This window comes from Sphingobacterium nematocida, assembly GCF_900168125.1.
GTDB classification, from domain to species: domain Bacteria; phylum Bacteroidota; class Bacteroidia; order Sphingobacteriales; family Sphingobacteriaceae; genus Sphingobacterium; species Sphingobacterium nematocida.
Genome location: NZ_FUZF01000015.1, coordinates 57,911 through 83,402, shown reverse-complemented (window position 1 = coordinate 83,402; position 25,492 = coordinate 57,911). Strand labels below are relative to the sequence as shown.

Annotated in this window: 28 protein-coding genes; 15 read left to right on the top strand and 13 right to left on the bottom strand. The window is 42.4% G+C overall.

Annotation, left to right across the window (positions count from 1 at the left end):
* Window positions 1-37: 37 nt before the first annotated feature.
* Together B5X76_RS15500 and B5X76_RS15495 are read right to left on the bottom strand one after the other, a co-directional pair.
* Complete coding sequence (locus B5X76_RS15500; protein WP_079644451.1) at window positions 38-649, bottom strand: response regulator; 612 nt, start codon at window positions 647-649, stop codon at window positions 38-40.
* Complete coding sequence (locus B5X76_RS15495; protein ID WP_079644450.1) at window positions 642-2,597, bottom strand: tetratricopeptide repeat-containing sensor histidine kinase; 1,956 nt, start codon at window positions 2,595-2,597, stop codon at window positions 642-644. Before B5X76_RS15495 ends, B5X76_RS15500 begins: the two co-directional genes overlap by 8 nt.
* Window positions 2,598-2,791: 194 nt before the next feature.
* Between B5X76_RS15495 and B5X76_RS15490 the strand changes: the two genes are divergently transcribed.
* The 10 genes from B5X76_RS15490 (at window position 2,792) to B5X76_RS15450 (ending at window position 9,442) form a co-directional block, all read left to right on the top strand.
* Entirely contained in the window at window positions 2,792-3,385 is a 594-nt protein-coding gene (locus B5X76_RS15490; RefSeq protein WP_079644448.1) for a carboxypeptidase-like regulatory domain-containing protein, read from the top strand.
* A 9-nt stretch (window positions 3,386-3,394) separates the two neighbouring features.
* Window positions 3,395-3,550, top strand: a complete 156-nt coding sequence (locus B5X76_RS22025) for a hypothetical protein (protein ID WP_176141100.1) — start codon at window positions 3,395-3,397, stop codon at window positions 3,548-3,550.
* A 30-nt stretch (window positions 3,551-3,580) separates the two neighbouring features.
* Window positions 3,581-4,375, top strand: coding sequence for a hypothetical protein (locus B5X76_RS15485; protein ID WP_079644446.1), 795 nt, complete (start codon window positions 3,581-3,583; stop codon window positions 4,373-4,375).
* A gap of 34 nt (window positions 4,376-4,409) precedes the next feature.
* A complete protein-coding gene (locus B5X76_RS15480; protein ID WP_079644444.1) occupies window positions 4,410-4,949 on the top strand; it encodes a hypothetical protein in 540 nt (179 codons plus the stop codon).
* A 203-nt stretch (window positions 4,950-5,152) separates the two neighbouring features.
* Window positions 5,153-6,142, top strand: a complete 990-nt coding sequence (locus B5X76_RS15475) for a helix-turn-helix domain-containing protein (protein ID WP_079644443.1) — start codon at window positions 5,153-5,155, stop codon at window positions 6,140-6,142.
* Window positions 6,143-6,186: 44 nt separating this feature from the next.
* Complete coding sequence (locus B5X76_RS15470; protein ID WP_079644442.1) at window positions 6,187-6,399, top strand: hypothetical protein; 213 nt, start codon at window positions 6,187-6,189, stop codon at window positions 6,397-6,399.
* A 357-nt stretch (window positions 6,400-6,756) separates the two neighbouring features.
* The gene (locus B5X76_RS15465) at window positions 6,757-7,365 is read left to right on the top strand and encodes a fibronectin type III domain-containing protein (protein WP_079644441.1); all 609 of its coding nucleotides are present in this window, start codon (window positions 6,757-6,759) and stop codon (window positions 7,363-7,365) included.
* 61 nt (window positions 7,366-7,426) lie between these two features.
* Window positions 7,427-8,110: a hypothetical protein gene (locus tag B5X76_RS15460; protein ID WP_139375341.1), complete on the top strand. Its 684-nt coding sequence runs from the start codon at window positions 7,427-7,429 to the stop codon at window positions 8,108-8,110.
* Between the two features lie 71 nt (window positions 8,111-8,181).
* Window positions 8,182-8,682 carry a hypothetical protein gene (locus B5X76_RS15455; protein ID WP_245801066.1) on the top strand — a complete coding sequence of 167 codons (501 nt, stop codon included), beginning with the start codon at window positions 8,182-8,184 and terminating at the stop codon, window positions 8,680-8,682.
* 130 nt (window positions 8,683-8,812) lie between these two features.
* Entirely contained in the window at window positions 8,813-9,442 is a 630-nt protein-coding gene (locus B5X76_RS15450) for an outer membrane beta-barrel protein (RefSeq protein ID WP_079644436.1), read from the top strand.
* Window positions 9,443-9,478: 36 nt separating this feature from the next.
* On the opposite strand, the gene B5X76_RS15445 is transcribed toward B5X76_RS15450, so the two are convergent.
* The 5 genes from B5X76_RS15445 to B5X76_RS22370 all read right to left on the bottom strand — a co-directional run bounded on the left by B5X76_RS15445 (window position 9,479) and on the right by B5X76_RS22370 (window position 13,656).
* Complete coding sequence (locus B5X76_RS15445) at window positions 9,479-10,855, bottom strand: nucleoside permease (RefSeq protein ID WP_079644434.1); 1,377 nt, start codon at window positions 10,853-10,855, stop codon at window positions 9,479-9,481.
* Window positions 10,856-10,864: 9 nt separating this feature from the next.
* Window positions 10,865-11,503 (bottom strand): bifunctional nuclease family protein, encoded by a 639-nt coding sequence (locus B5X76_RS15440; protein ID WP_079644432.1) that lies wholly within the window; start codon window positions 11,501-11,503, stop codon window positions 10,865-10,867.
* Between the two features lie 118 nt (window positions 11,504-11,621).
* Window positions 11,622-12,596 carry an electron transfer flavoprotein subunit alpha/FixB family protein gene (locus B5X76_RS15435; protein WP_079644430.1) on the bottom strand — a complete coding sequence of 325 codons (975 nt, stop codon included), beginning with the start codon at window positions 12,594-12,596 and terminating at the stop codon, window positions 11,622-11,624.
* A 36-nt stretch (window positions 12,597-12,632) separates the two neighbouring features.
* Window positions 12,633-13,370: an electron transfer flavoprotein subunit beta/FixA family protein gene (locus B5X76_RS15430; RefSeq protein WP_079644429.1), complete on the bottom strand. Its 738-nt coding sequence runs from the start codon at window positions 13,368-13,370 to the stop codon at window positions 12,633-12,635.
* Window positions 13,371-13,524: 154 nt separating this feature from the next.
* Window positions 13,525-13,656 carry a hypothetical protein gene (locus B5X76_RS22370; RefSeq protein WP_262507911.1) on the bottom strand — a complete coding sequence of 44 codons (132 nt, stop codon included), beginning with the start codon at window positions 13,654-13,656 and terminating at the stop codon, window positions 13,525-13,527.
* A gap of 71 nt (window positions 13,657-13,727) precedes the next feature.
* Here B5X76_RS22370 and B5X76_RS15425 point away from each other — a divergent pair, with 71 nt between their 5' ends.
* Together B5X76_RS15425 and B5X76_RS15420 are read left to right on the top strand one after the other, a co-directional pair.
* Window positions 13,728-14,060 (top strand): hypothetical protein, encoded by a 333-nt coding sequence (locus tag B5X76_RS15425; RefSeq protein WP_079644427.1) that lies wholly within the window; start codon window positions 13,728-13,730, stop codon window positions 14,058-14,060.
* 68 nt (window positions 14,061-14,128) lie between these two features.
* On the top strand, window positions 14,129-14,545 hold the full coding sequence (locus tag B5X76_RS15420; protein ID WP_079644425.1) for a copper resistance protein NlpE: 417 nt from the start codon (window positions 14,129-14,131) through the stop codon (window positions 14,543-14,545).
* Window positions 14,546-14,585: 40 nt separating this feature from the next.
* Here the strand turns inward: B5X76_RS15420 and B5X76_RS15415 are convergent, their stop codons facing one another.
* The 4 genes from B5X76_RS15415 to rsmI form a co-directional block, all read right to left on the bottom strand.
* A complete protein-coding gene (locus B5X76_RS15415; protein WP_079644423.1) occupies window positions 14,586-15,719 on the bottom strand; it encodes a cysteine desulfurase family protein in 1,134 nt (377 codons plus the stop codon).
* Window positions 15,720-15,728: 9 nt separating this feature from the next.
* Window positions 15,729-17,372 (bottom strand): apolipoprotein N-acyltransferase, encoded by a 1,644-nt coding sequence (lnt, locus tag B5X76_RS15410; RefSeq protein WP_079644422.1) that lies wholly within the window; start codon window positions 17,370-17,372, stop codon window positions 15,729-15,731.
* An 8-nt stretch (window positions 17,373-17,380) separates the two neighbouring features.
* Complete coding sequence (locus B5X76_RS15405; protein WP_079644420.1) at window positions 17,381-18,100, bottom strand: PH domain-containing protein; 720 nt, start codon at window positions 18,098-18,100, stop codon at window positions 17,381-17,383.
* A 114-nt stretch (window positions 18,101-18,214) separates the two neighbouring features.
* The gene (gene rsmI, locus B5X76_RS15400) at window positions 18,215-18,880 is read right to left on the bottom strand and encodes a 16S rRNA (cytidine(1402)-2'-O)-methyltransferase (RefSeq protein WP_079644418.1); all 666 of its coding nucleotides are present in this window, start codon (window positions 18,878-18,880) and stop codon (window positions 18,215-18,217) included.
* A 102-nt stretch (window positions 18,881-18,982) separates the two neighbouring features.
* On the opposite strand from rsmI, the gene serS reads away from it, so the two are divergent.
* Window positions 18,983-20,254 (top strand): serine--tRNA ligase, encoded by a 1,272-nt coding sequence (gene serS, locus B5X76_RS15395; RefSeq protein ID WP_079644417.1) that lies wholly within the window; start codon window positions 18,983-18,985, stop codon window positions 20,252-20,254.
* Window positions 20,255-20,289: 35 nt separating this feature from the next.
* Here the strand turns inward: serS and B5X76_RS15390 are convergent, their stop codons facing one another.
* Both B5X76_RS15390 and aspS read right to left on the bottom strand, forming a co-directional pair.
* Window positions 20,290-21,675 carry a LutB/LldF family L-lactate oxidation iron-sulfur protein gene (locus B5X76_RS15390; RefSeq protein WP_079644415.1) on the bottom strand — a complete coding sequence of 462 codons (1,386 nt, stop codon included), beginning with the start codon at window positions 21,673-21,675 and terminating at the stop codon, window positions 20,290-20,292.
* Window positions 21,676-21,884: 209 nt separating this feature from the next.
* Window positions 21,885-23,639 (bottom strand): aspartate--tRNA ligase, encoded by a 1,755-nt coding sequence (gene aspS, locus B5X76_RS15385; protein ID WP_079644413.1) that lies wholly within the window; start codon window positions 23,637-23,639, stop codon window positions 21,885-21,887.
* Window positions 23,640-24,054: 415 nt separating this feature from the next.
* Here aspS and mraZ point away from each other — a divergent pair, with 415 nt between their 5' ends.
* Together mraZ and rsmH are read left to right on the top strand one after the other, a co-directional pair.
* A complete protein-coding gene (mraZ, locus tag B5X76_RS15380; protein WP_079644411.1) occupies window positions 24,055-24,525 on the top strand; it encodes a division/cell wall cluster transcriptional repressor MraZ in 471 nt (156 codons plus the stop codon).
* Entirely contained in the window at window positions 24,518-25,447 is a 930-nt protein-coding gene (gene rsmH, locus B5X76_RS15375; RefSeq protein ID WP_079644409.1) for a 16S rRNA (cytosine(1402)-N(4))-methyltransferase RsmH, read from the top strand. Before mraZ ends, rsmH begins: the two co-directional genes overlap by 8 nt.
* The last annotated feature ends 45 nt before the right edge of the window (window positions 25,448-25,492 follow it).

The following is a 25,492-nucleotide window of genomic DNA, read 5'->3' as shown; positions in this document are numbered from 1 at the left end:
TATATGGGACAACAGACCCCTATTGTCACCAGTATACTTAGATCAATTTTTGCTCAATAGCTATTCTTACCAGTACAGCTGTATTTTTAGCATCCAGTTTCAGTAATAGATTTTTTCGATAACTTTTGATGGTCTCAGGACTTAAGAAAATACGTTCTGCAATTTCTCCGTTAGTAAGTCCTTCCGCTACGAGTTTCAGCATTTCCCGTTCACGGTCGCTGAGCCAAATATGGGTCTCTTTGGGTCTGTTCATCAGCATGTCGATTTCATGGCAAAGAAATGTCTCCCCATTCGCTACAGCTTCTATTCCAGCTATCACCTCTTCGGTCATCGCATTTTTAATCAAGTAACCCGAAGCCCCGTTATCGAGCATTTGTCGCACGATACTGTACTCATTGTGCGTAGTCAGCGCTAGAACCTTTATATCAGGATGCTGCGTTTTTATTTCTTGGCATAGATCTACGCCGCTCATATCCGGTAGGCCTACGTCCATTAACAGAACATCGGGCTTCCAGAAATTAATGGAATGTCTACATTGAGCAGCACTATGGGCTATGCCCACGACATGTGCTGTACCTGAATCTTCTATCAATCCCTGCAATCCGTCGGTCAGGATTTTATGGTCATCTACAATGGCTACCTTAATCATGTGCTATGTTGTTTTTTAGATCCAATTCGACGTGTATTTCTGTGCCCTGATCTGAAGAGAGGATTTCCATCTTTCCTTGAAATGCGCCTACCCGGCTTCGGATATTTTGGAGTCCCATTCCTTCGGGCGTAGTATTGGGGTTAAAACCCTTTCCATTGTCCTGTACCGTAAAAGAAATACGGTCAACTTCCTGGACAAGTTGCACATTGATCTGGGTGGCTTGTGCATGTTTTAATACATTGTTCACTAATTCATGGATGCAGCGATAGAGCATGATTTCCATTTTGTCGGGCAGGCGCGCTTCGTTTCCAAAATAATGGAATCGCGCGATGGGGACAGCAGCGCAAAAATCGGATAGCGATACCTTAAGCCCAAAGCGTAACAGGGTCTCGGGCATCATATGGTGAGCCACGCGACGCAGCTCCTGTATAGAATCGTCGAGCATGCCCAATGCTTTCTGGAATCGGGATACATCGACGGATTCGAGCAATGCATTTCCTTGTACCTGAGGTAGATTGAGCTTTACGGCCGATAGCATACTTCCGAGGCCGTCATGCAGATCACGCGCTAGACGCGTGCGCTCAGCGGCTTCACCATCTAAGGTGGCTTGTACAGCAACCAGTTGTTTTTCCTGCTCGAGCCGCTGGCTTTCTTTCTCGGCGAGCTTTCTCCTGCTTACTGCGAGTCGGTAGCGTATATAGGCAAAGGCGAGAGCGATGAGGAGGATAGCTGCTCCTGCAATTCCCAACCAGATGTACAGTTGACGTTGTTTTTCCAATGCTTCTATTTTTAGCTCTTTCTTTTCGGTCTCGTATTTTACTTCCAGCGTGGAAAGTGAATTTTGATAGTTTTCGTTGCTGTATTTGTCTACGGTAGACTTATACCGCTCCATATATTCCTCCATCGCATCAAGGTCTCCCAAGTGTGCATATATCAAGGGTAGGTTGGAAAATAGTGTTAGTTTCAAATGGTGATCTGTCGAATCGGTTTGCAGTGCCAACAACGCATTTTCAGCAGATTTTTCGTATTGTTGCATGTAATAGCTGATGCTGGAGATATCGGCGTAGGAGTGCGCAATTAGATTTACATTGTCCGTTTCTTTCGCAAGATGAAGCGCCTCCTCTGCATATTTCATCGCATTGGGGTAGTCATCATACTGAAAATAAGCGCCACAAAGTGTTTGCAATGCACTGATTTCGTTTGAACGGCTACCTGATTTACGATGGATTTTAAGCGATTCCTTCGCATAGTATACCGCTTTTTCCTGACCACCAGTCTCGTTTTTATAGACACTGCTCAGTGAAAGATAAATATCTCCCAAATTTTGTGTGTTTCCATGTTTAAACGCGATTTTCTCTGCTTTCCCGTAATAGTATAACGCTTGAGTATCATTTTGCATGAGGTGATAAGTTCCCCCTATGCCCATATACACATCACACATTTTTTGGTCATCCCTAAGCCGCTCGCCCAGTTTTGCAGCTTCAAAATATTGTTCTAAGGCTTTTTTATACTGGCCTTGCCGACGATAGAGTTGACCATACATCTTAAGAATCGGCACCTCGTCATCTTCGTTCTTATTCTGTCTTGTAAGGATCAACGCCTTATCCAAATAGAAGGCGACAGAGTCGAATACCATGCTCACGTAGTAAGAAGATCCCAGATAATACAGAAATTTAGCCTCAGACCTTTGATCGCCCATCTTCTCCGCCCAACGCTGCCCTTCCAAACTAAAAGACCTAGACCGGATAGGATCGTCATTTAGATATGCTAATGCCAAATCCATATACGTGTCGACCTTCTTTTGATTGCTCAGTTTATTCGTTTTCAAGACTTGTTCCAAAGAATCCAAATTCTGTCCGAAGCTTATAACCGGTACAAGTGCTATCAACAGATATAGCGGTAAATGAGATAGCCCTTGGATTATTGTATGTATATATCTTTTCATCATCCTGTTTGGTTATTCGAGATTGTCCCCGTCGTTGTAAGACAAAGGTAGCTTTATATGTCTCCGTAAAAACCCCCTTTGGGGGATATTGGAGGAAGTTTTTCCACTTTACCTTTGTTTTTATCAAGTGAATAGACGCGGTAAATGTGTTTTGTTGGACTGATCCGAAAAAAATATCAATTATAAAAATAAACAAAATGGAAACAACAATTAAAAACAAGGCAATAGGATTATGCTTGGTCATGATCATGCTACTAGCCTGTACAAAGTCTGCCGAGGACACAGACGAATTAAGTGAAGAAAAAGGTTATGCAACAGGTAAAGTGACGGATACGCAAGGAAAGCCTATTCAGGGAGCAAGAATACTGCTGGACAACACGATACTATATGCCTCCTACATACACGGGACGACTGATAGGGACGGTGTCTACAAAATTAAAGCACAGCCCGGATCATGGCGGACATTTGCTTATGTGGATAAGACGTACAACGGACAGAAATATACTATGGAGCTTTTTCCGGACAAGACTGATGCCTATAACGAAGAAGGTGCAGTCCGCAATTTTAGCTGGAAACTGGAGGGGACTATGCCTTGGGAAGCTGAAAACTATTACGGAGGCTTCGTGATGTTACGGGGAGCGGATGGTTTTTACGAAGATGAGAAAGACATCGAACTGGTATTTACGCCTCTTGGACCGCTTATCGACGGTTCTGCGGGACGTACATTGACGATCCGTTATGGTGAGGACAAGTGGCAGAACCGCTATGAATTACAGGACATTCCCATTTGACGGTATAAGGTGAAGGCAACATTGAAGAAGAACGGCACAGACCAGCCATTGAAGGTCGAAGATTGGGATAAACAGGATGGGCTGAAGCCCGAGATCCTCCTGGATTTCCTGCCCGACCCGCCGAATAGAGGTCACAATTCGGCATCTATAGCAATCGGGTATTAAAAAAGTACTATCAACTAAAAAAATAACAAAATGAAAACAATGATCAATAAAACAATATGGCTGCTTTTCATTGCAGTAGCCGTGGCTTCCTGTTCAAAAGACGATGACTGCGATCCTGAAGATGAGAACAGTCCGTGCTACGTAGGTGTCAGTTCTGGAGACAGGTTGCTCCTGACTGAAGAGAAAACAAACGGTAAGACGGAAATGAGATTTGAATACAATGAGCAAAATCAGGTGGTGGTGCGGCACGTGCATGGTGTTGAAGGAAGTCTAACTACCGAACATTTCACCTACAACGGCAATAAAATGATCAAGTTGGAACGAAAAACCAACGGACAGTTTGTAATGAGCGAAGCCTATACCTATGGTGCTGGTGACCGGCCCGTATCAGCAACCTGGACTGATTCCGATGTTGTGGCAAACGTCCTGTATGAGTACGTAAATAATACGGTCATCGAAAAGGTCTACACTCCTGAGGGGGGAATCAATATCAATAGCTATACATTCGACAGCAATGGAGAGAATCTCCTAAAAGCAGAAATAACAGCAGGGGGGCTACTATTGAGTACGATTGAATATGGCGACTATGACGACAAGCATTACCGTTATACTGCCTATCCGTGGTCATGGAAATCAAGGTCTTTAAATAATGCAAGGAGCCAAAAATTGAAGGCTATGGGAGTGGAAGGTGGAGAAATATCTCGAGACGACATCTGGAAATATACGTATAACGCTGCTGGTTACCCCACTAAGGCAGAAGTCTATGACAAAGCCTCCAATACATTAATAGAAACTAGAGAATTTACCTATAAAAAAGCAAATTAAAAAGATTATTCAGCATTACTTAATATACAGAAAAATGAAAAAACTATTCTTTATCCTTTTTGCGGTTTTTATGACAATAACCGTCTACGGACAACAATTTCAAAAAGGGACTACCGCAATCAATGCCGGTATTGGACTGGGGACGGCTTTGGGTGGTCTCGGCAAGGCCCGTCCTGCTATTGCAATAGCTGTTGACCATGGGATGTGGGCTGTCGGAGGCCCGGGCGTCGTCAGCCTAGGAGGCTATATCGGCAATACGGGGTATAAATACGATGACTTGGGCTATACGGCTAAATGGAATTATACGATCATAGGTGCTCGAGGAGCATATCATTATAATGGCCTTACGTCCGTTCCCAAGCTGGATGTATACGGAGGCGCGATGCTCGGTTATAATATTGCCAAATACTCGTCGGATAGCGGGGATGACTCGTTTGCCAATACGTATGGAAGTGGATTGGGTTTTTCAGGTTTTATTGGTGGAAGGTGGTTTTTTGCCGAAAGCATAGGTGCTTATGCAGAGCTGGGATACGGTGTTTCGATACTTAATGCAGGGGTTACCTTTAAATTCTGATCAGAATCCTATTAAAAGACTCACTACTAATAGGTAGTGCTGTACTCACGTGGACAAAATATGGAGAACCTCTTTTAGGAGGTTTTCCCTTATAAGTTACTTTGAGTTTGCTTCCTTATGGATTATTTAATGAAGTGTAAATTTTCTATTTAGCCCCTTTTTCCTTATCTTAGGATTACCATCAATTGTAAACTTAGAAAAGCATGTCACAGAAGGAACTCTCCCAATTGTGGAGTAAATCACTATTGGCGCGGCCCGATCCTAGAGATGTGCGGAAGACCATGCATCTGTCCGCCTATCCGCAAGGTACAGCATCTAGCCCTGTTGAAGGGGTACACCTGATCCAATATCAGATGGCCGATATCATTCTCTTCGAAATAAAGGGACGACCTCCAAACCTACATCTGATCGATCTGCCAACCAGCAACAATGAAATGTTATGGCTCTGTATCCAGCTTCTCGGTAAAACAGTTTTCCCAAATGGTCATAATATATACGCTGAAAATATGCTCTCTTTTATGAAGCAGAACGTGGACTATCCGATTACACTGAGTGCGGAACGACAGTGGATGCTCTTTTTTGGACTTTCAGGCAATTCAAAGCTGCAGCTGCTGGCCGAACTACCCGAGCTAAGGCAGGCTTTTCAGGATCTGCCAAATAATATATTACAAGCGATTTCTATTTCTTCCGTCGAACGACAGCTTATAGAAGAGCTTTGCAAAAAAGCATTGGGCCCTTTCAATGCGCTGTATCAAACCGGTGTTGCGATAGGGAAGCTATTTGCGGGTTATACCCAGCAGTTGGTAAAACCAAAAACGTTATCTAGAGAAGAATTTCAGGTGCAGATCTATCATCGGGCCTTGGCCTACATACAGGAACATTACCTAGCGGAAGATTTGACCAGCGAAAAGATTGCTGATATACTCGGTTGCTCGGTCCGGAATCTAACAAGGGCATTTGAAGGACGATCGTTAGGAGTGAAAGCTACTGTAATGACAGTGCGATTGTACAAAGCAAGAGAGCTGTTGCAGACCCAACCCGACTTATCTGTCGAACGTATCGCTGGGATGTTGCATTTTTGGGATGCAAAGCATTTTGCGATGCACTATAAGAAAATTTTTCATTGCTCGCCAAGGGCTGAACGTAAAGCAAGTCTTTTGCAACAAACGGAGCTTTGGATAAAGAGTAGCTAGCATTTGTAGGCGATGTGTAAAGAGATAGGGTTGACGGCCTAGCGTTGGAGAATGGTGACCTAGCGCTTAGTGCATATACGCCAACGTACGAAGGTCATACACTAGCTGCTTGTGCGCATAAGATAGGGTATAGAAAGGAGGGGCTAGCGTGGGGATTTGAGACGTTGGCGTATGGAGATCATACGCTAGCTGCTGGATTGGATAAGCTAGGGTATAAAAGGGATAGTCTAGCGTCTAGGTTTAATAAGCTTGTGTAGGAGTCCTGGATGCTAGAGCTTAGGCTGTGCACGCTGGGGAACAAGCCTGATGATCTAGCGTCTGGGAGCGGCACGCTAGGGATTAATGCTAAAATGCTAGCGTTTACAGTCTACACGCTAGAATCGAGGTGCCCGGTTTTTAAAAGCAGTTTTGAACCAAAAACAATGTTGGAGGTGGTTTAAAGGGCTGTTTTTTTGTGTTGAATCCTTAAAATGCCGAGTTGAAAGGGGTAAAAAACGGCAAAAGATATTTTCGTCACCCCCTAAACTTGGCCGAAATTTAAACCTTTTCGGTTGTTTTGTGCCACATCTTTGTAAGGAGTTAATTAATTATTATTTATTTAAAATTTAACAAAAATGATTAAACCAAATTACAGAAGCAAAGATGCAACAGAGTTGTTGAACTATGCAGAACACATTTTTAAGAGTATGACGGATAATACAGGCATGTTCGTCGATCCAGTGCCTGCTCTTCCTGTCTTGGAAAGTGCGTTAGTCGCTTATCGTGCGGCATACGCCGAAGCTACACATCGGGATATGCGGGCGGTAGTAATCAAGGGGCAAAAAGGAAAAGATCTACAGCAGGTGATCTATAGGTTATCTCATTATGTGGACGCGCAGGCACTGGGCGATCCGAATATCATCCTGGCGGCTGGGTACAAGCCATCAAAGTCGACACAAAACCGGTCTGGGCGTACACCAAAGGCGGCAGGTCTTAAAGTCAGAAATATGGAGGTCGGATCTGGTGTTTTAAAAATTACCGTGGATCCCTGGAAGCCAGCAAGGTTCTACCAGTATGAATATCGAAAGAAGGGGATCGAAGAATGGACCAGTATGCTGAACAGCAAATCCACCGTCGAACTTAGCGGTTTAGAGAAGTTACAGGAATATGAATTTCGGGTTTCCTATCTCGGTACAGACACCGTAACCAATTTTAGTGATGTCGTGACGGCTCTTGTCGTTTAATATACAAACCGTAAGGAAGAATGTGTCAGCGCAATTCTTCCTTACTTTTAATACAACCAATATGATGAATATGATATTAACAGAACATGCCCTCCGGACCATTATACTGGAGTTTGACGAGAGCAAAGAAGCTCCCGAATTTGAAACAAAGGCGTTGGATATCTACTATGAAATGCACAACCGTACCTGGCTGTGGATGGAACGGCTACGTATAGCTAGAGAAAAGATACCTGCATTGGAACTCTGTGTGGAAAAGGCGGAGGAATTGTGGGAAGAAGCAAACTGCAAGCTCGAACATCTACTAGTCATGATACCGCAGAACCCCGAGCGGCCGAGAGTAAAGATGCAACTCAAGATGTTTACGGAAGAATTGAATAGATTTTTATGCGATTTTGTCCCAGATTTGATTGATCAGGCTGCAGACTTTTACGAATATGATACATTCACCGTAGAGGAAGATACCTGGCTGAGCGATGTAGCCTTTAAGCAGTTTCGTGCTATTTTTGATGATTATAAAAGTTGTAAGGTGGATATGGTTTCATTCGACCGTGATCTGGATGATTTTAAAGGGGTATTAGGCCATATGCGAAAGCGTGAAGGCAAGTACTATGAAACGATGAATGGACTTATTGATACCTATGACGAACTGAACAACAAAATAGATGTACTACATGATCGCATAAGCGAATTTGATAACAACTTATTGGAGTTTTTCGCTAAGGAAAGATCTGCACGGGAAAAGTAATCGTATTCTAATTGCTATTCTCTGACACAGGATCATGGTAAATTGTGTACTTTTGCCGATATTTTTTAGTTATGAGCGATAAGACAAGGAAAATCTTTTTAGGAATCTGTATCATTGTTCCATTTGTGGTCTACTGTGCAATTTATTATTCGTCAATGATCAAAAATGCTCCGTACCGGTTTTCTGATTTTGAATCTATTGAAATCACCTATGGTACACCAGGAGAGATGCTGAATACATATAATTCTAAAACGCAGATCTATCATTACTTGACTAAGGATAATGAGGTGCTGACAGATACATTAAAGATGAGGGATAACGATCTATTGTATCTTCATCGTAAAGCAATGGAATTGGGATTTTGGAATGTGGATAATGATATGACGACAGAGCGTAAGGATTCTACAGAAGGAAAAAATGTACCTCGCTATATTCTCAAGTATACCTATAAGGAGAAAACTAAAGAAGTGACATTGGATGCGGACTATCCTGGTACACAGAAGATGAAAGATGCAGCCAAATCAACTATAGATGCGGTGCTAACTATGATAGCAGAAGTTAAAGCGCGATAATAGTTTTTATTTAAATAATTAAAGGCAAGGTAGTTATATCTTGCCTTTTTTAGTTAATAATGGTTAAATAGTTTTTTGTGAAAATTAATTTGAATATTATTGTTGTCAATAAACTTTAAAAATTAAAAATATGAGAAGAACTCTACTAACTATTGCCGTGACTGCCGGCTTAACATCGATGCTTCAAGCCCAAGAATTTGGGCTTAATAAAGGCGACATACTACTGGAAGGACAAATCAATATCCACAGTAGTAAAGATAAAAATGCTGATTTGAAAAATAGTTATTTTAGGTTCTCGCCTAAGGTTGGCTATTTTTTAAGCGATAAATTTGCTGTTGGGGTTGATTTAGGATTTTCTAAAACTAATCGAGAGGAGCTAGGTACAAATAATAATATATTTAAGAGCAAATACAACGAATTTAAGGTTGGTGCTTTTGGAAGATATTATTTCCTGAACATAGGCGAGCGCTTTAAAGCTTATTCGGAATTGAATATGGCCTACCATCAGGGCAAGACTACAATGGCAGTGGATTATGACGATGTGAAATCAAATTATTTCGCTGCTAATGGCGGTATCGGAGCCAATTTCTTCTTAACAAAAAATGTGGCACTAGGTTACTCTTTCGGTAATATTATAGGATTTAGTACTTCTAAAATTGATGAGGAAGGGGCTAAGTCTAAGAATCAATTTTACCTCAATGTAAATTCATTTAATAACTTTTTTGAGACGGGACAGTTTTCATTGACATTTAAATTGTAAAGCAAAAGAGCTCTTCCTTTTCGGAAGAGCTCTTTTTTAATGACCTGTATTTTCTAAGTCTTTGGGATCGTGCTTATGCTTGAACAAAATAGAGAAAGCAATAACAATCACCAAGGTATACGCAGCGAAGGCGAGCCAGATATGTTGCCAGTCTTTGAGGTATATTGCTGCGTCAAATGTACCATTCGTAATCTGAACCCCTTTCTGAGCAACCAGATCCAGTAGTTTTGGATTGTCTGCTGTTGTATCTAGACGAGTTGCCAAAGCATTAATATCGTTGTATGGTTGGGTGTAATACTTGTCAATCAACCATCCTGATACCTGTGAGCCTAATATAGCCCCAAATCCATTAGTCATCATCATGAAAAGTCCTTGTGCTGATGAACGAATCTTGGAATCGGTCGATGACTCGACAAACAAGGAACCAGAAATATTAAAGAAGTCAAAAGCCATTCCGTATACGATGCAGGAAAGGATAATCATCCATAATCCGGAAGAGGGATCCCCATAAGCAAATAGACCGAACCGCAATACCCAAGCTACCATCGCGAAAAGCATAACATTACGGATTCCGAATCGCTTTAGGAAGAAAGGTATCGCTAAGATGAATAGGGTTTCCGAAATCTGTGAGATGGACATAATGATTGTCGATCGTTCGACCACCAATGAATCTACATATTTTGGATAGAATGCGAATTCACTCAGGAACACATCCCCGTAGGCGTTGGTGAGCTGAAGTGCTGCTCCCAGGAACATCGAAAAAATGAAGAATAGGGCCATTTTATAGTTCCCAAATAGTTTGAAAGCCTCTAGTCCTAAGAGTTCAGAAAGTTTCGCATTTTCTTTGGTGAGGTGTTGGGGAGGACATTTAGGTATCATGAACATGGCGTATATTCCCAGGAAAATAGACCCCCCTGCTGCGATATAAAATTGATATTCGGTCGCTTTATTGCCTGTAAGGTTGGTGAGCCACATGGCCGCGATAAATCCTACTGTGCCCCATACCCGAATTAAGGGGAATGCTTTGATCAGATCGTGGTTGCCTTTGGTCAGGGAGCTGTAGGCAATAGAATTGGATAACGCGAGGGTAGGCATGTAGCAGCACATAGCCAATAACATCACGGTGAAAAAGTTGTCAGGACTACTGACCTGCGCCAAGTAAATTAAACAGGTTGCGTACAAGAGATGGAGCGCGATATAAAGTCGTTCTGCATTGACCCATCTGTCGGCAATGATTCCCATCAGGGTAGGCATGAATAGAGAGGCTATTCCCATTGTCGAAAAAATAGCGCCAAACTGCGTGCCATCCCATTGTTTAGTGCCAAACCAATAATTGGCTATTGTGATCAACCATGCTCCCCACACAAAAAACTGCAGGAAGTTCATGATGGTCAGTCTTAGTTTGATAGACATATATGTGTATTATGATTTTCTTCTTTCGATCTCATCCCGGATACGGGCTGCGGCCTCGTACTGTTCATTTTCGATAGCTTTTTGTAACGTCTTGTTCAGTTGCTCATCGCTTAATGAAGCGTAAGGAGAGGGAGGCTCAATAGGTTGTTTCTTTTTCTCTTCAGGAGTGGAAGTCGGATTGTCTGTATCTGCTGCTGATGCAGAGGATATATTTTCTAAAAAGGCAAAATCATTATTCTCAATAATGATTCCTGCAGAGGACATAATAAAGTCATAGGTGAAGATCGGGCAACCGAAACGTACCGCTAGCGCCACGGCATCTGAAGTGCGGGCATCGAGTTCTACTTTGAGGTTGTTGGTACTTTTGCAAATGATCTTTGCAAAGAAAATTCCATCGACCAAATTATAGATTAGTACTTCTTCTAATTCGATATTGAAGGCTTCAGCGAAGGATTTAAAAAGATCGTGGGTAAGTGGTCTACTTGGCGTCATTTTCTCAATTTCGACGGCGATGGCTTGCGCTTCAAAACCACCAATGATGATGGGAAGACGTCTATTCCCATTAACTTCGCCCAAGACTAATGCATACGCTCCAGACTGGGTCTGGCTATACGATAAGCCTACAATGTCTAACTTTAATTTCTTCATCCTAATTCACGCTGTGATATGGATTAGGCGACTTCCTCTTCCAATGGTACAAACTTAGATAAAATGAGGCAAATAAGCAACGGCACCAAGTACTTGGTGCCGTTGCTTATCTGTTTTTTTAATTTCCTTTATGCTTTTTTAAAGCTTCAATCAATTTTGGAACGACGACGAAAGCATCTCCAACGATGCCGTAATCGGCCACCTTGAAGAAAGGAGCCTCGGGGTCTTTGTTGATGACGACTATGGTCTTGGATGAAGAAACCCCAGCTAGGTGCTGTATAGCGCCAGATATTCCGATAGCAATATATAAATTAGGGCTTACCACAATTCCTGTCTGACCGACGTGTTCTGAATGGGGTCTCCAACCTGCATCTGAAACCGGTTTTGAGCAGGCTGTAGCTGCTCCTAGTACTTGAGCCAGCTCTTCGATCATAGGCCAGTTTTCTGGTCCCTTGAGACCTCTCCCTGCCGATACGACGATCTCCGCTTCTGGTAATGATATGGTATCGGTAGCGCGAACGATTTCTTTAACTAGGGTATTAAGGTCTGACGATGCAAAATCGGGTGTGTAACCTTCAATGGTCGCAGTACCGCCGGTTTCTTTTGCCGCAAAAGCATTGGGATTGATCGTCAATACTTTTATGGTAGACTGGAGCGATACGGTAGCAATTGCTTTGTTTGAAAAAGCAGATGTCTGTACATCAAACGAATTGCCTGCGATGTGTGGTAGGGCTGAAGCTCCAGATACAATACCGGCATTTAATTTTGCGGCCACACGTGGTGCAAGCCCCTTACCGCTAAAAGTATTGGAAAGAATAACTACAGATGCATTCTCCTTTTGCACGGCAGAAGCTAGAATTGCTGCATAGGCCTGATTGACAAATGACTTGAGGCTATCAGTAGAGACTTTGAGAACTTTTGAGATCCCATAATTTCCTAATTTTTGCAGTTCTGTATCTTGCACATCTCCGATGGATATAGCGACTGCTTCGGTTTGAAGTAAGTCGGCCACAGCCTTACCGTAAGATGCTGCTTCGAAAGCAGATTTCTTGAATTGACCTTCTGTATTCTCTATATATATTAATACTGACATAAGAATTCTTTTTTTATAGTTTGAAGATAACCTTTGTTAGATTACTTTCGCTTCATTGTGTAATAGGTTGACAAGTTCTTCAACCTGATCTTCCTTCACTAAGGTTACGCTACCTCTTGGCGCTGGAGTCGCATACGATGTGATTTTTGTAAAGGAATCTACAGCGATAGGTTCGATTACCTCTAAAGGTTTTGTTCGCGCACTCATGATACCGCGCATATTCGGGATTTTAGGTTCGGCTACCCCTTCGGCCGCACCGATAACAATAGGCAATGACGCCGTTAGAACTTCTTTACCGCCTTCGATTTCACGTTCAACACTGACTTGGCCATTTTCGATGTGCAAGCCTTTGGCAATAGATACGGATGGCATGCCTAACAGCTCTCCTAACATGGCAGCTACCTGAGTTCCATTATAATCGATGGATTCACGGCCTGTCAAGATCAGATCGAAACTGTTGTTTTTGGCATAGGCGGCGATTTGATTGGCTACAAACCAAGCATCGGAAGGTGATGCATTGATACGTACCGCATTGTCGGCACCTATCGCTAATGCCTTACGGATGGTCGGTTCGGTAGCAGCATCTCCGACGGTGATTACCGTAACGGAACCGCTAGCTGCTACGGCTAGATCAACCGCTTTGGATAGAGCAATCTCGTCGTATGGGTTGATGATGTATTGAACGCCAGTCGAATTAAAGGTCGTGTTTTCGTTGGAAAATGTTATTTTCGATGTAGTGTCAGGGACATTACTTATACATACTAATATCTTCATATACTAATCTTTTATTTCAAATCTACTGATTTACACTTAAGTTTATTTATCAAATATAGTCAAAATTTTGTAAAATCCTATGCGTGCATAATATTGGGTTGCGCGTTGAAAATATGCTTCTCGTCATTTCGGCCCTGTGGAGAAATCTATGACGTTAATTCTTTTCATCGATAGATTTAACTACGTTGAGCCCTACGGCGTTCTCTGCTACGGTCCCCGAATAAATTCGGTACACAGCGAAATGACGTACTGTGGTCAACTGGGTTTCTGTTGCGTTTTGCGGCATTAGAGAAGTTGTATTTTGTTTTTTGATAGGCTTTGGTTTTCTTTGTAGATTATCACTAAACTTTAATACCTATGGATAGGATTGCGCAGCTTAACGACTTTATAAAGGAAACCCCCAATGATCCATTCTTGCACTATGCCCTCACCATGGAGTATGTTAAATTGGATGACCAGGATCGAAGTAGGGCTGGATTTGAGAATCTAGTGTCTGTATATCCGGATTATGTGGGGACTTACTATCATTACGCGAAATTTCTAGAGAAGCAAAACGAAAAGGAGGCAGCAGAACTGATTTACGAAAAGGGGATATTAGTTGCAAATAAGATGCGGAATAGGCATGCTATGGGCGAATTGCAAGCGGCATTGAATCTTCTACGTGGACTGGATGATGACGATGACTATTAAGTAGGGCAAAATCTGTTAAAAACTAATTTTTGGTACTGTTTTTGAACTTCCCTTAGAAAGAAGTACAAATGCGGATTTTCGCCTACATATCGACTGCTTTAATAGCAACAGTTCTTTTTGTTGGTTGTATAAACAATAAAAAGAGAACTACAGCAAAGGATAAGCTGGAGAGTGTAGAGTTATTGGCCGCAAATATCGTAGGCGTGTATGCTGGAAGTCTTCCTTGTGTAGACTGTGATGCGATCAGTACTGTACTGGAATTGCACCGTAACCATTCGTATACGCTCACCTATATGTACGATGGTAAATCGGATGATCAGTTTGTGAAAGAAGGAAACTGGGAGATTGAAAAGAATAAATTGATACTGGACGGTGTCGATTATAAATATAAGATCGAAAGTGAAATTCTTGTACAGTTGGATCTGTCTGGGAATGAAATAACTGGCGACTTGGCCGAACGCTATCAGCTAGCGCGGTTGGAATAGATTAGAATAGAAAAAGGAACTGTAAAGTTCCTTTTTTATTTTATTTATGTTCGCAGATTTCTTTTAACTTTTCTACAACAAAGTCTATTTCCTCTTTGGTATTCCATTTACAGAAAGAAAAGCGTACAGATGGTCTCGCGCTATCAACTTTGATTCCAGTAAGGACGTGTGAACCTATGTCGGATCCTGAACTGCATGCGCTACCGCCGGATGCGGAGATTCCCATGATATCAAGATTGAACAATAATACATCGGCCATCTCTGTACAAGGTAGTGACACATTCACCACGGTGTAGAGGGAACGGTTAGGATCTGTACAGCCATTGAACTGGATATCAGGTATAGCCTTAGACAATTCATTAATCATGTAGCTTTTCAACCCTTGAATGTAGGCATGATGTTCCTCCATATCGCGATAGGCAATTTCGAGGGCACGCGCTATGCCGGCTATACCATAAACATTCTCGGTCCCACCACGCATGTTGCGCTCTTGGGCCCCACCATAGATTAAAGGTTTGATTTTGTTCTTACCGTTGATATATAAAAACCCGACACCTTTGGGTCCATGAAATTTATGGCCAGCTCCAGTGATGAAATCTATTTTAAGTTCCGAAAGATTGTGCGTATAATGGCCCATTGTCTGGACCGTATCCGAATGCAATACCGCATTATATCGTTGACATATCTCGGATACTTGGTGTAAGTCAGTAAGGTTGCCTATCTCGTTGTTGGCTTGCATAATCGAAACAAAGCTGCGAGGGTTGGAGGCTAGGAGCTGTTCTAGATGTTGTAGATCTATATGTCCTTCACTATCTAGATTTAATATATCGAGATGGATTTTTCCAGATTTTTCGAGCTCTTCTAAGGTGTGCAGTACTGCATGGTGCTCAATAGGGGAGGTGATGGCATGTGTGATGCCAAAATCTTCAATAGAACGAAAAATAGCCATATTGTCCGCTTCGGTTCCCCCTGAAGTAAAGAAGATTTCGGAAGGAGAGGCGTGCAGTAAGTTGGCAATGGTTTTTCTCGCTTTTTCGATAATAGTCTTTACTTGTCTACCATGCGTGTGTATGGATGATGGATTCCCAAAATCATTTTGCATAGTAGCCGTCATGACTTCAATGACCTCAGGATCAAGTGCTGTAGTAGCTGCGTTGTCTAGATATACTTGCATGTAGCAAAATTAATTATTGTGCGTGTATTTCTTTGTATTTTTTTTCTGATTCGGGATTGGGATCAATAAGAGTAGTGCACTGGCCAAGCAGCCCAATAAACCCAAATAGGCAATAAGATCGCCATATTGTGTGTAAAATGTGATATCCTCATTCAAATTGATCTCCTGGCTGAGTGCTGCAGGAACCCACCATTCTGTCTGTTGTACGATATCGCCACGTTGATTGATAAACCCAGATATTCCGGTATTGGCCGAGCGAGCGACCCAACGTCTATTCTCGATAGCTCTTAGTTTGGCATAGGACATGTGCTGGTCCTTGCCAGAAGTGTCTTTCCACCAGCCGTCATTGGTGACGATTGCGATAAACTGTGCTCCTTTTTTTATGTATTCGGCAACGTATATGCCCCAGATAGATTCGTAACAGATTACCGGTGCAGAACCGATACCGCTCTGGCTGTAAAACACAGAAGGCTCTTTGTCGTGACCGTAACCACCTGTAGTACCGCCAAAGTGTTCAAAAAGTGGCTTCATAAAAGATAGCGCTTTGCCAAAAGGCATTTGCTCTACCCCTGGTACCAGCTTAGATTTGTGGTAAAATTGTACTTTGCTTGATCCGTCAATCAATACTGCCGCGTTAAAGCTGTCGAGATACTTATCTCCAAATGGACGAGCTGTTGGTGTTTTCTGGTCGGAATAGACGAGGTAGCTTTCGATTCCAGAGAGAATATTACCATTGTGGTACTTCTCCAAAAAAGAAACACTGTTTTCGTAAGCTGGATACGCTCTAAAATCCTCTTCATTGATTCCATTACGATCGGAGATAGCTGTTTCTGGCCACAGGAAAAACTCGGTGTTGGGTTTGGCTACACTTTCCGAGAGCTTGAATAGTTTGTCTAGCTGTTCTGCCGGCGTGATGGAACCGAACTTCTGGTAAGGGTCAATACTGGGCTGCACGACAACAACTTCAGAAGGGTTGATGTGCTCCTCGTAACTAAAATATTGAATTAAAGAAACGGTTATCGGCAATAGAACTGTCGATAGTAGCCCAATCATTAATTTTTTTTGCGAAAAGGCGGCGACTTTTTCTTTGTATTGCCAATACAAAAGGAAAGCAAAGATATTGGTTAACCAAATCCAAAGTGTACCACCGTACACACCTGTAAAGCTGTACCATTGTATCAATTGATGGACATTAGCGAGTCCATTGCCTAGATTCATCCAAGGAAAGGCTAATCCCCAGGTCTGGTGCAGATATTCGTAACCGATCCATAAGGACACGAGTCCAATAAAGCTTACAGCAATGTGTCGTTGTTTACGAATCTGATAGTATAGTCTAAACGCCGAGGCCATAAGTAGCGGGGCTAATGCATAAGGAATCAGTGCGATAAATAAAGATACCGCTGTGGGCAAGAACGCATTCATAGCGTTGAATACCCAATATATGGATGCCGTATTCCAGACAAAACCCGTTAAGAAAGCAACTTGAAATATCTTCGCTCCCTTTTTGCTATAGTTGCCCCGGATAATATTTTCGATAGCCACCAAAAGAGGAACAAAGCCTACGAGCAATAGCAATCCAGTGTAAGGGATTGGTGGCCATGCAAGCCAGAGCAAAATGGCACTGAGTAGTGCCAGTAAATAGTTTTGTTTCACGTGCTATGTTATAACTGAGATAGAATTTCTGCTTTCTTACTTTCGTATTCTGCTTGAGAGATCAATTGTTTGTCAAACAGTCCTTTCAGTTTTTTCAACTTTAGTGTGATTTCGTCTTCTTCGACCTCAGTAGCGCCAGGTGTAGATTCTGTTCTTTCGAAAATTGGAGTTGACTCGACTCGGGTATTATCTTGTACAACAATAGGTTGCTCGACCAGAGGTTGTTGTGGTGCTTCGAAAGCCGGCTGGATGGGGGTTGGGATTTCTCTCTTTGGCTCTTCGTAAATATCACGAATAGGAACTATCGGTTTTGTAACAGGTGCTGGCTCTTCGTTTTCGATTTTGACATTTTCCAACGCTTCTTTTATGAGCTGATACAGCTTGCGGGCCTGTGTCTTAGGAATGTAGTCTATGCTCAGGTTCTCTCCGGTAAATGGAATTACGGTTACCTTAGAACCAAATATTTCTTCTTTGAACGCGATGTCTTTAATATCCTTCCAAGAGAATATTTCAAAATTGGTTGCTAGTCCTAATTTGGTGAATTCGCAAAGAAAAATACGTTTGTTACTGATAGCGATACTATCAGGAAGTAGGGTTACAGCCGGCTTTTTTTGTAAAGCGATGTAACTCAATGATTCGCCATGTGTCAACATGTCGACGATTTTGCTGTATATTTTTTCTACAACTTTAAGGTCTTGTCCGTCTTGTATAAACTTATCTAAACTCATTTTTTCTGTACAATGATAATGATCAATATATAAACTATATCTGCTAAGTAAACTTAATTAAAAAGCTTTGTATTCACGCAAGTGTAATAAAACTTTTATTAAGCTAGAATCTTGTTATTCTAGTCCGGCGACACAAAAGACAAACTCTCCCTTGATTGGGTTATTCTCGTAGTAGGTCTTTAATTCGACGAGTGTTCCGCGTTGGGTCTCCTCATAGAGTTTGCTAAGTTCCCGGGAAATTGACGCTTGTCGATCTTCTCCAAAATAAGTTATAAACTCTTCAATGGTTTTGAGCAGGCGGTGCGGTGACTCGTAAAATATCATCGTTCTTTTTTCTTCCGCAAGCTGCTTCATTCGGGTTTGACGGCCCTTTTTGACCGGTAAGAAGCCCTCAAAACAAAATTTGTCATTGGGTAAACCTGAATTGACGAGCGCAGGGACAAACGCTGTTGCGCCCGGTAAACACTGTACCGTGATGCCTTCTTTTATAGCCTCTCTCACTAATAAAAAGCCAGGGTCGGAGATTGCGGGTGTGCCAGCATCTGAAATCAACGCGATCTGCTGCCCTTCTTTTAAAAAACGGATGATCTCATTGACGGCCTTGTGCTCGTTATGCTGATGATGTGCAAAAACCTTCTTGTCAATACCAAAATGCTTTAATAGTGGTGCACTGGTACGTGTATCTTCAGCAAGTATAAGGTCAGACTCTTTGAGGATACGTATCGCTCTAAAGGTCATGTCCTCCAAGTTGCCAATGGGTGTAGGGACTAAGTATAGCATACTCAAAGGTAAAGAAATTAAGTAAAAGGCGGAAAAAAGTGTGAGCTAGTCACGGCTCGAGCGACATAAATGGTTATCTTTGCGACATAAAACTCAAAATATATGTTGCAGTTAAATTTTATCCGAGAAAACAGGGATGCAGTCATTGAAAGATTGGCTGTGAAAAACTTTAAAGATGTGGCTTTGGTTGATGAAATCATTAGCTTGGATGAACAACGCCGTCAGATTCAGAACGAGTCCGACGCTATTGCTGCTGAAGCAAATTCGTCCGCTAAGCAAATTGGTGATTTGATGCGTCAGGGAAAGAAAGAAGAAGCCGAATCCATTAAAGCAAAATCCTCCGGATACAAAGAGCAACTGAAAGAGTTTACGGAGAGATTATCTCAGGTAGAGCAGGAATTGAACTATAAAATCGTGCAATTGCCTAATTTGCCGCATAGCTCGGTGCCGGTGGGGATAACTCCTGAAGAGAATGAGGTGGTACTGACAAATGGTACTATACCAGAGTTGGGCGAAGGTAAGTTGCCGCATTGGGAACTGCTGACAAAATACGATATCGTAGATCTGGAGCTTGGTGTAAAAGTAACAGGTGCGGGATTCCCGGTTTATAAGGGTAAAGGTGCCCGCTTGCAACGTGCGTTGATCAATTATTTTCTCGATCAGGCTGCTGAAGCAGGCTATACTGAGGTAGAAGTGCCAATAATGGTCAATGAAGCATCTGCTTTTGCAACGGGGCAATTGCCAGATAAGGAAGGTCAAATGTACCATGTTACAAATGATGATCTTTATCTTATCCCTACAGCAGAAGTGCCCGTAACTAATCTGTATCGCGATGTGATCGTGAAAGAAGAGCAGTTTCCGATCAGACACTGTGCTTATACACCTTGTTTTCGTAGAGAGGCGGGATCGTATGGTGCACACGTGCGTGGCCTAAACCGTCTGCATCAGTTTGACAAAGTAGAGGCTGTACAGATCGTGCATCCGGCTAAGTCTTATGAAGTGATCGAAGAGATGAGCGCTTATATACAAGGTCTGTTGCAGAAATTGGAGCTACCTTACCGCGTGCTTCGTCTTTGTGGCGGTGATATGAGTTTTACTGCTGCTTTGACTTACGATATGGAGGTGTTCAGTGCTGCACAGGAACGTTGGTTGGAGGTGTCTTCTGTATCTAATTTTGAAACTTATCAATCTAATCGATTGAAAGTACGCTTCAAGAATGAAGACGGCAAAATGCAGCTGGCACATACATTGAATGGATCGGCTTTGGCTTTGCCTCGTATTGTGGCTTCTATTTTAGAGAACAATCAAACCGAGAAAGGGATTAAGATTCCGGCGGTTTTGGTGCCGTATACGGGCTTTGAATATATTGATTAACAGCATTAAAAAAAGCGAGCCTAGGCTCGCTTTTTTTAATGCTGTTTCTCCTTTTCCTTCCATTGCTGTGCAAAGGATTTCTTTGGGAATTCAGGAAGTGCTCTATTCGGACCCCAAGCTTTCTTGAAGAAATTGCGGGCAAAGAAATTCTTAAGTTTACCGCCGAAAAAATCTATGAGTTTACGTCTTTGGATCGCATAGGTAAAACCTTTCCACATTCGCTTTTCCATAGGTGGTGTTAGGTCTTCTTGTACGGCATCCCGACGATTTAATAAAAGCATTTTCTGTATATCTATTCCTACTGGACAGACCTCGGTGCATTTGCCGCAGAGGCTGGAAGCATAGGATAGGTGTTTGAATTCTTTCATGCCACTCAGATGCGGTGAAATCAACGAACCAATCGGTCCCTGATAGGTGGTTTCGTAGGTATGTCCGCCTATGTTTTGATAGATTGGACATACATTAAGGCAGGATCCGCAACGGATACAGTACAATCCTTGACGTTGCTCTTTCTTTTCTAGAAGATGTGAGCGCCCGTTGTCCAATAGGACAACATACATTTCGTCTGGCCCGTCAGTATCGGTGTCTAGTCGTGGCCCGCTCAAAATGCTGTTGTACACGGTGAGGTTTTGACCTGTTCCATGTGAAGCAAGTAAGGGCCAGAATAGGTCTAGGTCGGCCAGACTTGGTAATATTTTTTCAATACCTACGACAGCGATATGTACCTTCGGAAAGGTGGTAGTCAGTCGGGCATTGCCTTCATTTTCGGTAATAGCAATACTTCCTGAATCGGCTATCAAAAAATTAGCGCCTGATATGCCTATATCAGCGTTGGTATAATGTGACCGTAACAGTTCGCGTGCTTTCATCGTGAGTTGTTCGGCGGTTGCATCTAAGGGGGTATCGAATTTTTCGTGAAATAGCTTAGCAATGTCTTCTAGACTGAGGTGCATTGCCGGCGTCACAAAATGATAAGGTTTGTGATCCAACAGTTGAATGATGTATTCTCCTAAATCACTTTCGATCGTGTCAACTCCTTTGTCGTTGAGAAAATGGTTGAGTTCAATCTCTTCGGTGGCCATAGACTTGGACTTGACTACGGATTTCGCTTTGTGCTTTTCCATGATCTTCCAGATCTCCTGTCTCGCCTCTTCAGCATCGTTGGCCCAGATTACTTTACCACCGTTGCGCGTGAAATTTGCTTCGAAATCCAAAAGGTATCTATCCAGATTCTCAATTACCTTCCATTTTACCAGATTGGCTTTCTTCTTGGAGTTGGCTAAATCCAGAAATTTGCTTTTTCCTTTTTCAAAAGCCAGGTTGTATTTGTCAATATTGTTATTGATAATTTCTCGATGACGGAGGTCAAAGGATTTTGTGGTGCTGTCTTTTAAAAATTTCTCTGCAACGTTCTGTGCCATGTGGTAAAACTACTCTTTTTTTCTGAAATTGTCCGTATTATTGATTTGACATTATATTTCAAGGTATCAATGAGCTCTCTTCGTTCGGTTTAATGGACATCAAGAACTTTCATCGCTGTTGGTGATTCAATGGAATCATGAAAGTTTTTTCTGAAAGTGTATATTTTAATGAAAAACTCCCGCTGTTTTGCAGCGGGAGTTTTATTGTTTTATGCTTTAACATTTAAAGCTAGACTCAGCTCTTCGAGCTGCGCTTGGTCGATTGTTGCTGGAGCATCGATCATGACATCGCGGCCAGAGTTGTTTTTAGGGAAGGCGATAAAATCGCGGATAGTTTCTTGTCCGCCCAATATCGCTGTAAGTCGATCTAATCCGAATGCTAGGCCACCGTGTGGTGGGGCACCGTATTGAAACGCATTCATCAAGAATCCAAATTGATCTTGAGCCTGCTCTGCTGTAAAGCCGAGGTGCTTGAACATTAATGCCTGTGTTTCTTTGTTGTGGATACGAATCGATCCGCCGCCGATTTCATTTCCGTTAAGAACTAGGTCATAAGCGTTTGCTCTGACTTTGCCCGGATCTGTATCTAATAGGTGCATGTCCTCTTTCTTCGGAGAAGTGAATGGGTGGTGCATCGCGTGGAAACGGTTTGTGTCTTCGTCCCATTCTAATAGCGGGAAGTCGATAACCCATAATGGAGCAAATTCGTCCGGTTTACGTAAGCCCATGCGATTACCTAGTTCCATGCGTAGTGCACTTAGCTGAGCACGTGTTTTGTTGGCAGGACCCGATAATACTAAGATTAAATCTCCGGCTTTTGCTCCTGTGGCTTCAGCCCATTTTGTTAAGTCTTCTTGGTCATAGAATTTGTCAACAGAAGACTTGAAGGATCCATCTGCTTCGCACTTGACGTATACCATGCCTAGGGCACCAACTTGAGGACGTTTTACCCAGTCGATAAGACCATCGATCTCCTTCCGGGTGTAGCCTGCTGCTCCTGGTACGGCGATACCGACTACAAGTTCTGCATTGTTGAATACAGCAAAGTCCTTATGTTGTGCTACCGTATTTAACTCTCCAAACTCCATTCCGAAACGGATGTCCGGTTTGTCGTTTCCATACTTGCGCATCGCTTCGTCAAAAGTCATGCGAGGAAAAGCGTCGATATCGATATTGTGAATTGATTTTAATAAATGTCTTGTTAGCCCTTCAAATACGTTTAAGATGTCCTCTTGCTCGATGAAAGCCATTTCACAGTCGATCTGTGTAAACTCTGGTTGGCGGTCTGCACGAAGATCTTCGTCCCTAAAGCATTTTACAATCTGGAAGTATTTGTCCATGCCTCCGACCATCAATAATTGTTTGAAGGTTTGCGGAGATTGTGGTAATGCATAGAACTGTCCCGGGTTCATGCGGGATGGTACTACAAAGTCACGGGCCCCCTCGGGAGTAGACTTAATAAGGTAAGGTGTCTCTATCTCACAGAAGTCTAGGTTAGAAAGATAGTTTCTGACCTCTTGGGTTACTTTGTGCCTAAATAACAAGCTGTTTTTTACCGGATTGCGACGGATGTCTAGATAGCGGTATTTCATACGGATATCTTCGCCACCATCGGTGTCGTCTTCAATGGTGAACGGAGGTAACTGTGCTTCGTTTAGTATAGTTAACTCGCTGACAAGAACTTCAATCTCACCGGTGGCGAGGTTGCTGTTTTTTGATTCGCGCTCGATTACTGTTCCTTTGACTTGGATGACATATTCGCGGCTTAAAGATTTTGCCAACTTCATTACAGCTTCGGTGGTACGTACTTCGTCAAATATAAGCTGCGTGATACCATATCTATCCCGAAGGTCTACCCAGATCATAAAACCTTTATCCCGGCTCTTTTGAACCCAACCCGAAAGTGTAATTTCTTTGTTGACATCTGCTGCACGTAGCTCGCCACAATTATGACTTCTATACATTATATATAAAGTGAAAAGTTAAAAGTAAAAAACGAACCATCTGTCTAGAATTGCCCGGCAGATGGTTGAGTTGCAAAATTATCGGATTTGGAGGAGAATAACGAATGATGGGACATTAATAATTTTAAGTTTTATGGACTACCACTTTGCCCCACTGATCTAGTAAAACTGAGGTAGTTGTAGCTTTTTTTTGCGAAAACAGAGGTGTTATGGGAACAGAAATTACAAACTGATTAATTTTTAGAGTTTATTGATAATCAGTATGTAGGTTTGTTTTTGGTTGTTTACGGGGCTTTTTTTGTGTGCTTTGTAGCTCAAATTCTATGTGGAAAACTTTTTTGTGGGGGAAAGTGGGGGATTGTGGGGGAAAGTGTATACTTTTACAATTGAAATTTAATTTAGCATAACTAGCTCAATGATTCAGCTCATCGGAGAATTCGAATGTAAGTTGGACGCCAAGGGAAGATTGGTGGTTCCTGCTGCGCTCAAACGGCAATTGCCGGATGTAGAGCAGGAGGGGCTTATTGTGAACCGGGGTTTTGATAAGAATCTCGTGATTTATACGCGGGAAGAGTGGGATAAGCAGGCTGCTAAGATTTCGAGGTTGAATACATTTAACGCTAAGAACAGGGAGTTTGTGCGGCAATTTATGCGTGGTGCCACGATTCTATCGTTGGATTCGGCGGGTCGGGTATTGTTGCCAAAAGTTCTTTTGGACTATGCGAATATAGAAGGTGATGTGGTGTTGGCTTGTCAGTTTGATAAGGTGGAAGTGTGGCCGAAAGCAGTTTATGATGAGAAGATGGATTTGGGTGATGGAGAAGATTTCTCCGCTTTGGCAGAAGAAGTAATGGGTGGTTTAGATTTTGGAGGTATCGATGGCTAATGAACAGGTATATCATGTTCCGGTTATGCTTCATGAGTGTATGGAGGCATTGAACATTAAGCCGGATGGGGTTTATGTCGATGTCACCTTTGGTGGTGGTGGGCATTCGCGTGAGATTTTAAAGCGATTGGGGGCAAGTGGGCGTTTAATTGCTTTTGATCAGGATCCGGATGCGCTACGTAATAAAATCGATGACGATCGTTTCGTATTGATTCATCAGAACTTTCGGTTTTTGAAAAATTATCTCCGATTGGAGGGGATTAAGCAGGTAGATGGTGTGTTGGGAGATCTTGGTGTGTCGTCGCATCAATTTGATGATGCCGATCGTGGTTTTTCCATCCGTTTTGATGCGGATTTGGATATGCGAATGGATCAGGTGTCGGATTTGGATGCACGAAAAGTGTTGAATACCTATCCGGAAGATGAGTTGCATCGGATTTTTGGAATGTATGGAGAAGTGCAGAATGCAAAGTCTTTAGCAAAAACGATTGTGACTGCGCGATTAACAAAAGCGATTGAGACGGTTGCCGAGTTGAAGGAGGTGATAAAAAAGATGGTGCCTCGTGGGAAGGAACATAAATATCATGCGCAGGTTTTTCAGGCTTTGCGTATCGAGGTGAATAAGGAGCTGGAGGCATTGCAGGAGTTTTTGCTGCAGACTATTTCCGTTCTGAAGCCGGAGGGGCGATTGGTAATAATGTCTTACCATTCTTTGGAGGATCGCTTGGTTAAGAATTTTATGTTGAAAGGTAAGTTTAAGGGTGAGGTGGAGAAGGATTTTTTTGGGAATGAAATTAAGCCTTTTAAAGTGGTGACTCGTAAAGCGATTACAGCTTCGGAGGTGGAGCTTGCGGAAAATAATAGATCAAGAAGTGCAAAGTTGAGAGTTGCTGAAAAGTTGGCTGAAACGAAAGCGGATTAGAAAGTTATTTCTAATTGACGATAACGGCGTTTGATAAATATTGTC